Genomic DNA, 11,528 nt, shown 5'->3' with positions numbered 1-11,528 from the left:
AGTAGCGCATGACTGTTAATCATGATGTCGTAGGTTCGAGTCCTACTGCCGGAGTTCCTTAATATAGGATTTATGAGTAATAGTTGCTTCTTTTAACTCTGGAGAGTTGTCCGAGAGGCCGAAGGAGCATGATTGGAAATCATGTAGGCGGTGAACACTGTCTCAAGGGTTCGAATCCCTTACTCTCCGTATTAAGTTTTTATTGGCCCGTTGGTCAAGCGGTTAAGACACCGCCCTTTCACGGCGGTATCACGGGTTCGATTCCCGTACGGGTCATTTATAGTTATTGGAGGTTTAGCTCAGCTGGGAGAGCACCTGCCTTACAAGCAGGGGGTCAGCGGTTCGATCCCGTTAACCTCCATTAAATCACGGTTTGGTAGTTCAGCTGGTTAGAATGCCTGCCTGTCACGCAGGAGGTCGCGGGTTCGAGTCCCGTCCAGACCGTTTTATATTTTTGGCGCAGTAGCTCAGTTGGTAGAGCAACGGATTGAAGCTCCGTGTGTCGGCAGTTCGATTCTGTCTTGCGCCATTTTGGAGGAATAGCGAAGTGGCTAAACGCGACGGACTGTAAATCCGTTCCTTAGGGTTCAGTGGTTCGAATCCACTTTCCTCCATTTAAAAGTAGGGATATAGTTAAACGGTATAACTACGGTCTCCAAAACCGTCATTGTGGGTTCGATTCCTACTATCCCTGTTAAAATTTATGGCGATTGTGGTGAAGTGGTTAACACAGCGGATTGTGGTTCCGCCATTCGTGGGTTCGATTCCCATCAGTCGCCCTTAGTTTTAAATTTTTGCCAAGTGTTTTATGGCGATTGTGGTGAAGTGGTTAACACAGCGGATTGTGGTTCCGCCACTCGTGGGTTCGATTCCCATCAGTCGCCCTTAACTTTAAATTTTTGGGGTATCGCCAAGCGGTAAGGCAACAGACTTTGACTCTGTCATGCGTTGGTTCGAATCCAGCTACCCCAGTTTTTCTCTATTAGAGAAATTTACATTGCAATATGGCGGTATAGCCAAGTGGTAAGGCAGAGGTCTGCAAAACCTTCATCACCGGTTCAAATCCGGTTACCGCCTTGCAAAATTATTTCATGCCGGCGTGGCGGAATTGGCAGACGCGCTGGACTCAAAATCCAGTGCCCGCGAGGGCGTGCCGGTTCGACCCCGGCCGCCGGTATAAAAACTGTTAAATCAATGATTTAACAGTTTTTTTGTTTAGTAAATAGTTGTTGTTTATAAATACTATAAGCTAGCATAACAGCTTGAAATCATAACTAAAATAATATAATATTGGATTGATTCATTTTTTGGAGGTGAAATTATGATTTTTGCTCCTCTTTGCGAGTGCGATGTGCCTGATTTCCGTTAAAAAATATTTTTGATATAACGGAGGACTATTGATTATGAATATAGTAAAAGAAACATCTAAATTAAAGAAAGCCCAACTTGTAGTATCTACAGTTGATTTATGTAATAGAAAGTATGATAAAAATCTTTGGGAAAATTTTTTAACACCAATGATTGCTGAAATAGAAAGTACAACAACATTAGAAGATATACTTGATAATAAAAGAATTAAGCAAACTAAATTATTTTATAAAGGTCTTGGGCTCGATCCTTCTCGTCATCGGCCTTCGTCAGATAGCTTATTAAGAAGAATAGTTAAGGGGCAAGGATTATATCAAATCAATGCGCTTGTAGATTTGAATAACTATCTTTCTTTAAAACTGCATTTACCGATTGGCAGTTATGATCTATCAAAATTGAATGATGATCTTTCTTATTTGGTAGCAAGTAAAGGTGAAGAATATGAAGGGATCGGAAAAGGCATGATCAGAATCAGCAATTTTCCTGTGTTGAGTGATTCACTTGGTCCTTTTGGTAGTCCAATTTCTGATTCAACTAGAGCGATGATTTCGCTTGAAACGAAAAAAGCCATGCTCGTGGTCTATAGTTTTGATGAGTCACCCTCTGGACTGCAGGCAATAAAAAGTGAAGTTGAACAAGCCATCAATGGCATATTTGGAACGACTGAAATACAAACAACAATTGTAGTATAATAGTGCTTCTGTATCTTGCTGACTAGATTAAATGATGAATACATTTAAAAAGGATCTACTGCCTTAATTTTGAGAGCTATTATAAAAGCCAACGTATAGCATACGTTGGCTTTTAATCTATAAGTAAATTAAAATAGCACAGATATTATCCATTTAAATACTTAGGAGACAGTTATTAATTTTTAAAGAAAAGATTCGTTCATAAAAAAGGCTGTGATATAGAAAACCTCATCTTTCGGAATATCGATCCCGTAATAAGTTTCCAGTAGCTTTATATTTTGGTCTACTTTGTAGATTTCTGTTTGATATTTTTCTTTAAAAGATTCTGTTTTAGGAAAACTACTCACATTCTTTCCTTGAAGTAGGCGGTCGATCATGCAGATCACGTGGCAAGCTAAACCGACTTTGATTTCATATGAAAGAAGTGGCGTTATTTCTTCAGCTAGTGTTTCGACCCAATCTCTAGTTGTTGAAATCAGTTTTTCACCGTGAGGGTAATCCAACATGTCTGTGATATTGAGGCGCATACCTTCAAAAGCAAGCTCATAGTCAATTAACGCCTGAATCTTTGCAGTATTGGTTTCATTCAAAGCATCATTGATAGAGAAATGCGGTGTACTCAAACCTATTTGAAAAGTTCCGATAGTACAGATGATTTTACCAGTTTTATTTAAGCTATTGACCGTTTTTGTCACTAAATCAGTATCAGCTACCTGCAAAGAAACGATTTCACATGAACCACCTCTTAAGTTTAAGCGTGAACGGAGCATTTTTTTTATGAGCTGCGCAGAGCCTTCGCCAGTTGAACATAATGTTAGCAAATAGAATGTACGTTGTTCTAGCGTAATAGCTGACTTTTGCTGGTAGGTAGAAAGACCTCTGATATTTACGGTTGATTCATATACTTCATTTAAGGTAGCACCCAAAGCTGCTTTTCTGCTAGCTTCTAAAACGTGTAGTGTACTCACTAACTCGATACAACGGATATCCGTAACGGTGTATTCTTTAAGTTCGTCACTAAAATTGATGAGTGATCCCATATCAACAAGTAATAAAACATCTTTCTGTTCTTTTTTTTGTTTAAGATATTCTTGAATTCGAGCCAATATCACCCTTGGTTTTTCTTCGAGAGGCATATCAAATCCAAACGCAATATTTTCGCCCAGCAGCTTATTGACGACATTAGCCATACTAGTCGCTGTCGACTCCCCATGAGCAACAACAATGACTTCTACTTTGATTCGTTTTTTTTGTTTAGTTTCATCTGCTGTAAAAAATAGTGCTAAAAAGCCAGCTTCATCTTCAGGCAATTTTACGCTAAAATCTGTTTCAATCACAGACAAGCAGTGCTGGGCTGTTTCAAAGAGTTGCGGATGGTTATTTTTTATTTCATCGATCCTCGGATTTTTGATCGTTTGCCCACGTTTGATTCGTTGGATCGTATTATATAAGTGAAGAGCGATTCCATAGCGAACATTATCAGATAGATAGCAATTTAATAAACGAGCAGCTTTTTCACAGACTTTACTGGAAGTAGCAAGAATTTCAGAGCCGACGATCTGCTCTAAATTTTGAAGATCAGCTGATGAATCACTCGCATAGGAGCGATAATAATTAGTGATCGTTGTGTCTATGATTTCAGAAGTTTGCGTACTATCTAATCCAATTCGTTCCATGTCATTCATTTTCTGTTCAATGATTTGATAAATATCGTCACCCTTGTTATCTTTTGGAACAAAAAGTGTCGTAGTATCATCATCAAAAAGAAAAAAACGACTGTTCATATTTGGCAGTAGAAGCCAGATTTTCTGCCTTTCTTCAACATTATAAAGACCTTCCCGAATATAGTGAGGCAATTCATAACTGCTGATTTTTAGTGCTTCTTCTTGTCGAGCAATAAATTGAGAGTAGGCCTTAGCGCATAAAAGCTGGATATCTGCTTTTAACTGACCGACATTATTCGCACAATGATAGCCTAATAAGGCGCGAATCGTATTTGTAGATACTTCGATCGGTGATTTCAGCTTTTTAGTTTCTTCTTGAAAAAAAGTTGAGATCAACGTCAACCGTTCTTCTAATCCACGTTCCTCCAAATTAGGAATATTGATCCTCATTGGGATTCTACGAATGAATGTTTGAAGTAGGTTTGAAGAAATATCTTCAGTTGTAGCACAAATCAATAGCACTTGAGCCTTTCTTTCGCTCGTTGTTTCTCCTAATCTTCGGTAGATTTCCTTATCTATAAAAGTGAAAAGCATCTCCTGACCTTCTGGAGGCAGCCGATGTATTTCATCAAGAAACAAAATACCGCCATCCGCTTCCTCTAACAAGCCAGCACGATCGCTGTCCGCTCCTGTATATGCCCCTTTAGATATACCAAAAATCGAACCTACAAGTAATTGAGGATTATTCGCATAGTCGGCACAATTAAATGTGACAAATTTAGAATCCGCTTTCAATTTATTTTGTGATTTTGCATAAGTAAAGATCAATTCTGCAAACATACTTTTCCCAACACCTGTTTCACCTGTTAGAAGGATATGCATGCCTTTTGGCGGATACAAGACCGCTGCCTTTGCTTGTTCACTGCAATGAAATAGGCTAGGACTTTTCTTAGTAAATGTATCTAAAATGTTTTCCTTACTTTGAATGTTTGGTGTGGTTGAAAAAAAGTAGATCGGTTTTGTTCCGGTCTTTTTTGCTTTATTGAGCTTAACAAGCTGGTTTAGATCACTGCTGACATTTGCTCTAGTGATCCCCAATTTTTCAGCAATCTCCATTGCAGTTGCCGGTTGGCTTTTTGTGTAAGTTGCAAGGATTTCAGCAACTTTATCGATTCGTTTCATAATTCTTCCCCAGTCTTTCATCAATAATCTTTCCATTTAAGTATAATGTTCGCAAACTGAATAGTCAAAGTCATGTGTTTCGTTTTACAAAAAAAGTGTTTGATAAAGTGTTTTATTTTTAATGTGAAAGAAACACATAGGCATAATTCACTATATGGAGTGTTGGTTGAGTGTTTGGCATGAAAATTGCTTTATAGAGAGATGACTAGGATATATTTGAGAGGAGAAGGTCAGATGATTTCAGAAACAGATGTGATGCAGATCATTGTTTATGCAGGAAATGCAAAATCTCTAGCAATGAATGCAATCAAAGAAGCTAAAAAAGGGGATGTTGGGTCTGCTAAAAAACTTTTAGAGGAAAGCAAGGACAACTTAAAAATTGCTCACCAGCAGCATACAACTATTTTACAGAATTTTGCCAGTAATCCGGATGAACCTGCGACGATGTTTTTGACCCATGCGCAAGATCACATGATGGCAGCTATAACGGCTACGGATTTTACAAAAGAATTTATTGATTTGCATGAAGAAATGCGGGAATTGCGTAACTTAATTAAAAAGAGTGCTTAAAAATAATAGAAAAGGTGATCAGAATGAAAATTACGTTAGCATGTGCAGGTGGAATGTCTACAGGAATGTTAGTCAAAAAAATGGAAGAATATGCTTCTTCACAAGGAATCGATGCTGATATTTCAGCATGTGGTCTAAGTGAATTAGAAGAAAGAGTGACAGGATCGGATATTATATTACTCGGTCCGCAAGTTGGGTATCAGCAGGAGGACGTGAAAAAAGAGTATCCTGAGATTCCTGTTTTAGTGATCGAGATGATGGATTATGGAATGATGAACGGAGAGAAAGTATTTAAGAAGGCACAAGAAGTTATTGCAGCTAAATCAAAATAGAAAAAGGAGAATGACAAATGTCAGAAGTGAAAAAAAGTTCATTTATCAATGGGTTGAATGTGTTTGTCAATAAATTTTCAAATAATACATTTGTAAAAAGTATTGCTAACGGGATGATGATGACTCTGCCGATCACGATCGTTGGGAGTTTGACGACGATCATTGGTATGATTCCAGGCTTACCGGAAATCGTGACAAAAGCATGTTCGTTAGGTACTTCGATTTCAAGTAATTTGATCACGATCTATATTATTATTGGGATTTCTTGCGCGATGGCAAGAGAGAAGAAAGGGGACACGATTGCGTCAATTATTTTGTCATTGGCTTCTTTCTTTGTTTTAACACCGATCACCGCTTTTGATATTGGCGGAGAAAAGCCTGCAATGGCGTATGAGCTGACTTATTTAGGTTCTAAAGGGATTTTTGTAGGAATGATCGTAGCGTTAGTTGTGACATGGCTATTTGCTAAAATGGTCGAAAAAAGAATTACATTCCGTATGCCGGAAAGTGTACCAACAGCGATTGCAAAGACATTTGAAGCAATCGTACCGGCAGCTATTATATTTATCGTTGTTATTATAATCAGTACATTGTTTGCAGAAACAAGATTTGGGAATGTCCATGATTTTATTTATACTAATTTACAAACTCCTCTTGAATCATTGGGTGGTTCGATTTGGTCAGCATTGTTCATTATGTTTTTATCTGAGTTACTTTGGTTTTTTGGGATTCATGGCAGTATGGTCGTTGGATCAGTGATCGCTGTTTTATTTACGTCACAAGCTTATGCTAATATGGAAGCTGTTGCTGCTGGAGAAGCTGCTACGAATATCATCAATTCATTTTTCTTAGATGCATTTAAAGGACCAAGAGCTTTGGCTTTAGCAGTGATCTTAGTCTGGATGAGCAAAAGCGAAAAATTCAAATCGATTGGAAAAATCTCATTCATTCCAAGTATTTTTGGGATCACAGAACCGATGAAATTTGGGATTCCGATGATCATGAATGCAGTCATCTTTATTCCTCTGACACTTTCAGCGGCAGTTTGTGTAGGCATTGCCTATATTGCAACAATCATTGGATTTTTACCGGTAATCAGCGTGAATGTGCCGAAAAATCTTCCGACATTTTTATCTGGATTTATGGCAGCTGGCTGGCAAGGATTAGTGGTACAGCTGATCCAGTTTGTTGTGGTACTATTGTTATATCTACCATTCATAAAAAAATTAGATAAACAAGGAGTCATTGAAGAAGCTGCAACGCTTGAAAATCAATAGGAGTGTGAGAATATGCAGATGCTGCAAGTTGAAAGAGAAGCAGATCATTTAAAAATCAATCTACCAGATTCAGTGAGACTTCCTGCTAAAGTATATTATAGTCGTGAAGATTCTATGACTGAATCAACAACTTCATTTCTAGAATTTAGAGAGGCAGGTTGGCAGATGTTTAAGGATCCTGACCCAAAAACACGTCTTTATTTTAAATTATTTTCGGGTTCTGATGTCTTTATTGGCGCTGAACGGCGTTTACCATTAGATCATTTGTATAACTGTCGCGATCTAGGTGGCTACTATACAGCACGTGGTCAGATGACTCGGTGGGGTCTAGTCTTTCGCTCGGATGCTTTGCATCAAATCGATGAGGAGGAGCAAAAGTATATTGAACGGCTTGGAGTCAAGCGAATCATTGATTTTCGTTCGCCGCAAGAAATAGCGAAAGACCCTAACAAGTCGATTTTATTGAGTGAAACAGTCAATTTTAATCCTCATGCGGATGTGGCTCAGCAAGCTAGTACCCAAACTGTTTCAAAAAAAGATGAAGAAAAAATTGCTCAGCTCGAAAAAATGGTAAGTACAGATGCAGGAAGAGAACAGTTAGTAAAGAATCGCAATGTGATGAGTAAACAAATGGAACAATTGGTATTAGGTGAAAAAGCAGTCAATGCCTATCAACGATTTTTCTCGACATTATTAGAAGCAGATTCTACACCACTGATTTTTCATTGTCAGGGCGGAAAAGACAGAACAGGTTGGGCAGCTGCGATTTATTTAAGTGCGTTAGGTGTCGATAAAGACCAAGTTTATCAAGATTATTTACTTACAGATAAGATGAATGCACCTAGAAATGCTAAGCGAATGGCTATTTACAAAAAATATACAGATAATGAAGATGTTCTTGCATTTTTATCCTCCTTGCAATTAACTAAAAAAGAATATCTTGATGGTGCCTTCAATGCAGTTGAAAAAACATTTGGAACGATGGAAAAGTATTTGAAACTTAGCTTAGGTATAACTGATAAGCAGCTGGATCTTTTGAGAGAAAAGTATTTATATTAAAATGAATGGCTGTTTTTCTTGTATTGACAACGCTTTACTTTCATGTTTTAATAACAAGAGAAATGAAGATTGTTACTGATTTTTCAGGCTATACTTTATTTCTTTCATAACGTTATATTAGCTAGCTGATCGAATCTCATTGAGGAGACACTATGGAAGTAAAAAAAGTAATCAATAATAATATCGTCAAGTCACTCAATCTGGATGGCCAAGAAGTTCTTGTGATGGGGAAAGGTATCGGCTTTAAGAAAACAGTCGGCGATGTGATCGATGACCGTTTGATTGAAAAAGTTTATACAAGTAATGCCGATTTAACAACTAATAAGTTAACTCAGCTGCTTTCGAATGTCCGCTTGGAGCATTTACAAGTAGCGAATGAGATTATTGGTTTTGCCAAAGTTTCTTTAGGAAAAAAATTGAATGAGAATATTTATCTGACATTGACAGATCATATCGACTATGCGATCGAACGACATAATAGCGGTTTACCGGTAAGAAATGCACTTTTGTGGGAAATCAAGCGTTTTTATAATCACGAATATTTGATCGGAAAAGAAGCGTTGAATATCATCTCCAATCGCTTGGATATCACGTTACCGGAAGATGAAGCTGGATTCATCGCCTTGCATATCGTCAATGCTGAACTTGATTTATCACAAGTTAGTCAAGTATCTGAGATGACAAAAGTGATTCAAAAAATCATCAATATTGTTAAGTATCATTATAAGACGGATTTAGATGAATATACGTTAAATTATGAGCGATTCATTACACATTTGAAGTTTTTTGTTCAGCGTTTATTTAGTGGAATAGAACTGGACAAGGATAAAGATGAAGGTTTCTTATTTATGTTAAAAGAAAAGTATCAGGAAGAATATCTCTGTGCTTTGAAGATTCGTGAGTATATAGGCAAAGAATTCGGTCGAGATTTAAAGGAGGATGAGATGATCTATCTCACGATCCATATTAGAAGAATTACAAACAATTAAAGGATTGTTACTGTGAAGAGCACAGGCTATACCTAAGAAAAGTTCTTTTTAAAAGAACGTTCTTAGGTATTTTTATTTTTAGGAGGAATTATTTATGAATTATCAGGAATTAGCAGATAAAATTATCGATAATGTCGGTGGAGAAAAAAATATTAGTGGACTGACTCATTGTGCCACTAGATTACGATTTAATTTGAAAGAGGAAAAAAAGGCTGAGACAGAAACACTGAAAAATATGGCGGGCGTAATGGGCGTTGTTTCAAAAGGTGGTCAGTATCAAGTGATCATCGGTAGTGATGTCGGTAGTGTATATAAAGAGATTTTGAAAAAAGTACCAACTTTGGATGGTCAGCAAGGTACATCAGCAGAAAAAGATGATCGGGGAGCGGCAGCTAAAGTCATCGATACGATCACAGGAATTTTTACCCCGATTTTACCAGCAATCACTGCAGCTGGGATGCTAAAAGCAGTATTGTCCTTATTAGTTGTTTTTAATGCAATAGATAAAACTGGACAAACGTATATCATTATTGATTTTATGGCAGATTCGGCCTTTTATTTTCTACCGATTCTTCTAGCTGCTTCTTCTGCACAGAAGTTTAAAACAAATATGTATTTAGCAATGATGGTCGGAGGAATTTTGCTGCATCCTAATTTTACAGGTATGGTGAATGCGATCAAGGAAGCTGGTGAAGGGAGTATTCATTTGTTTGGCTTGCCGGTCTCAGCAGTTTCTTATGGTTCTTCTGTGATCCCGATCATTTTATCTGTTTGGTTTATGTCGTATGTTGAACCTTTTGCTGATAAAATATCGCCAAAAGTGATCAAATTCTTTAGCAAACCATTGATTACGATTGCTATCGTTGGAACAATTTCTCTTGTTGTAATAGGACCTATCGGTTATTTGATCAGTGATGCTATTTCAAATGGAATTAAAGCTTTGGAAGAGTTTAGTCCTTGGTTGGTCCCAACGATCATCGGCGCCTTCACACCATTGTTTGTTGCAACGGGGACTCATTATGGGCTTGTTCCGATCGGTATCAATAATCGAATGACGACAGGCTATGACACAGTGATTTATCCAGGAATGTTAGCGTCTAACTTAGGGCAAGGAGCAGCTGCATTGGCGGTTGGATTTAAAAGTAAAGAGTCGTCTGTAAAACAATTAGCCTCTTCTGCTGGTTTGACAGGTTTATTTGGAATTACAGAGCCGGCTTTATATGGAGTGAATCTACGTTATAAAACGCCTTTGTATGCGGCAATGATCGGTGGCGGGATCGGCGGATTATTTATGGGGATCATGAGAGTGAAAAACTTTACTGGCGGATCACCAGGTTTACTAACTTTGCCAAGTTATATTGGTGATGATACACTAAAACATTTGTATATGGCATGTATCGGCGCAGCGATCAGTATTGGTATTTCTTTTGTTGTATCGTACATTTTATACAAAGAACCTAAGGTAGAAGAGCAAAGTGAAAAAAATGTTGTCAATGAAGTTCAAACGGATTCAACGACAAATGTTGTCAATCCGATCAAAGGTGAAATCACTCAACTCTCAGCCGTAGAAGATGGTATGTTTTCAGAAGAAATTTTAGGTAAAGGATTTGCAGTAAAACCGATAGAAGGTGTAGTTTACGCACCTTTTTCAGGAACTGTCACAGCTGTTTTTGACTCTAAGCATGCAATTGGTTTGACGAGTGATTCTGGCGTGGAGCTCTTGATCCATGTAGGAATCGATACTGTACAACTAGACGGTGAAGGCTACAAATATTTTGTTGAAAAAGATCAGAAAGTGACAACAGGAGATAAACTATTGGAATTTGACTTAGAGAAAATCAAAGAAAAAGGGTATAATATCATTACACCTGTTGTTGTAACAAATACAGTTGATTTTGGGGATGTTATTACGTTGACAAGTCCATTATCTGATCCAGGCGAGCAGGTAATGAAAGTCATACGATAACGAATATCATTTATTATTATTTATTGGAGGAAAAAGATATGTCATTTAGAAAAGATTTTTTGTGGGGCGGCGCTACAGCGGCCAATCAATGTGAAGGCGGCTATAATGAAGGCGGACGAGGCTTAGCCAATGTGGATCTAGCCCCAGTCGGACCCGACCGTTTTCCAGTGATCACTGGTGAAAAGAAAATGTTTGAGTTTGATGATGAGCATTTTTATCCTGCACAAAACGCGATCGATATGTACCACCGCTACAAAGAAGATATTGCTTTGTTTGCAGAAATGGGCTTTAAAACCTATCGTTTATCGATTGCCTGGAGCCGGATTTTCCCTTTAGGTGATGAGACTGAACCGAATGAAGAAGGCTTGAAATATTATGAAGATCTCTTCAAAGAATGCCGTAAATACAACATCGAACCATTGGTAACCA

At 37.8% G+C, this 11,528-nt stretch carries 9 protein-coding genes and 12 tRNA genes; 20 read left to right on the top strand and 1 reads right to left on the bottom strand.

Annotation, left to right across the window (positions count from 1 at the left end; translation table 11 throughout):
- Positions 1-100 precede the first annotated feature (100 nt).
- The 13 genes from H3T55_RS16585 to H3T55_RS16525 all read left to right on the top strand — a co-directional run bounded on the left by H3T55_RS16585 (position 101) and on the right by H3T55_RS16525 (position 2,060).
- Positions 101-189: transfer RNA gene (locus H3T55_RS16585), tRNA-Ser, on the top strand.
- Positions 190-204: 15 nt separating this feature from the next.
- Positions 205-276, top strand: a tRNA-Glu gene (locus H3T55_RS16580).
- 12 nt (positions 277-288) lie between these two features.
- Positions 289-361, top strand: a tRNA-Val gene (locus H3T55_RS16575).
- A 9-nt stretch (positions 362-370) separates the two neighbouring features.
- Positions 371-444: transfer RNA gene (locus tag H3T55_RS16570), tRNA-Asp, on the top strand.
- 12 nt (positions 445-456) lie between these two features.
- A tRNA-Phe gene (locus tag H3T55_RS16565) sits at positions 457-529 on the top strand.
- Positions 530-533: 4 nt separating this feature from the next.
- Positions 534-614, top strand: a tRNA-Tyr gene (locus tag H3T55_RS16560).
- Between the two features lie 9 nt (positions 615-623).
- Positions 624-694 (top strand) — tRNA-Trp (locus tag H3T55_RS16555).
- A gap of 12 nt (positions 695-706) precedes the next feature.
- A tRNA-His gene (locus H3T55_RS16550) sits at positions 707-779 on the top strand.
- Between the two features lie 32 nt (positions 780-811).
- Positions 812-884, top strand: a tRNA-His gene (locus tag H3T55_RS16545).
- Positions 885-900: 16 nt separating this feature from the next.
- Positions 901-972 (top strand) — tRNA-Gln (locus H3T55_RS16540).
- A 34-nt stretch (positions 973-1,006) separates the two neighbouring features.
- Positions 1,007-1,077, top strand: a tRNA-Cys gene (locus tag H3T55_RS16535).
- 16 nt (positions 1,078-1,093) lie between these two features.
- Positions 1,094-1,177, top strand: a tRNA-Leu gene (locus H3T55_RS16530).
- Between the two features lie 226 nt (positions 1,178-1,403).
- Positions 1,404-2,060 (top strand): B3/4 domain-containing protein, encoded by a 657-nt coding sequence (locus H3T55_RS16525; protein WP_225535443.1) that lies wholly within the window; start codon positions 1,404-1,406, stop codon positions 2,058-2,060.
- A gap of 182 nt (positions 2,061-2,242) precedes the next feature.
- Here the strand turns inward: H3T55_RS16525 and H3T55_RS16520 are convergent, their stop codons facing one another.
- Entirely contained in the window at positions 2,243-4,942 is a 2,700-nt protein-coding gene (locus H3T55_RS16520) for a sigma 54-interacting transcriptional regulator (RefSeq protein WP_225550258.1), read from the bottom strand.
- Between the two features lie 198 nt (positions 4,943-5,140).
- On the opposite strand from H3T55_RS16520, the gene H3T55_RS16515 reads away from it, so the two are divergent.
- The 7 genes from H3T55_RS16515 to H3T55_RS16485 all read left to right on the top strand — a co-directional run.
- Positions 5,141-5,476 carry a PTS lactose/cellobiose transporter subunit IIA gene (locus tag H3T55_RS16515; protein ID WP_087640376.1) on the top strand — a complete coding sequence of 112 codons (336 nt, stop codon included), beginning with the start codon at positions 5,141-5,143 and terminating at the stop codon, positions 5,474-5,476.
- 23 nt (positions 5,477-5,499) lie between these two features.
- Complete coding sequence (locus H3T55_RS16510; protein ID WP_225535441.1) at positions 5,500-5,808, top strand: PTS sugar transporter subunit IIB; 309 nt, start codon at positions 5,500-5,502, stop codon at positions 5,806-5,808.
- A gap of 17 nt (positions 5,809-5,825) precedes the next feature.
- A complete protein-coding gene (locus tag H3T55_RS16505) occupies positions 5,826-7,085 on the top strand; it encodes a PTS sugar transporter subunit IIC (RefSeq protein WP_087640374.1) in 1,260 nt (419 codons plus the stop codon).
- Positions 7,086-7,097: 12 nt separating this feature from the next.
- The gene (locus H3T55_RS16500; protein ID WP_225535440.1) at positions 7,098-8,144 is read left to right on the top strand and encodes a tyrosine-protein phosphatase; all 1,047 of its coding nucleotides are present in this window, start codon (positions 7,098-7,100) and stop codon (positions 8,142-8,144) included.
- Positions 8,145-8,296: 152 nt separating this feature from the next.
- On the top strand, positions 8,297-9,133 hold the full coding sequence (licT, locus tag H3T55_RS16495) for a BglG family transcription antiterminator LicT (RefSeq protein ID WP_087640372.1): 837 nt from the start codon (positions 8,297-8,299) through the stop codon (positions 9,131-9,133).
- A 94-nt stretch (positions 9,134-9,227) separates the two neighbouring features.
- Positions 9,228-11,099: a beta-glucoside-specific PTS transporter subunit IIABC gene (locus H3T55_RS16490; protein WP_225535439.1), complete on the top strand. Its 1,872-nt coding sequence runs from the start codon at positions 9,228-9,230 to the stop codon at positions 11,097-11,099.
- A gap of 38 nt (positions 11,100-11,137) precedes the next feature.
- Positions 11,138-11,528 (top strand): family 1 glycosylhydrolase (locus tag H3T55_RS16485; protein WP_225535438.1); only part of this gene is annotated, 391 nt, incomplete at its 3' end.

Origin of the sequence: Enterococcus sp. S22(2020) (genome assembly GCF_020295385.1) — a bacterium.
In the GTDB taxonomy this organism is placed as follows: Bacteria; Bacillota; Bacilli; order Lactobacillales; family Enterococcaceae; genus Enterococcus_L; species Enterococcus_L dunnyi.
The sequence above is the reverse complement of the archived record's forward strand: the minus strand, read 5'-3'. Positions and strand labels throughout refer to the sequence as shown.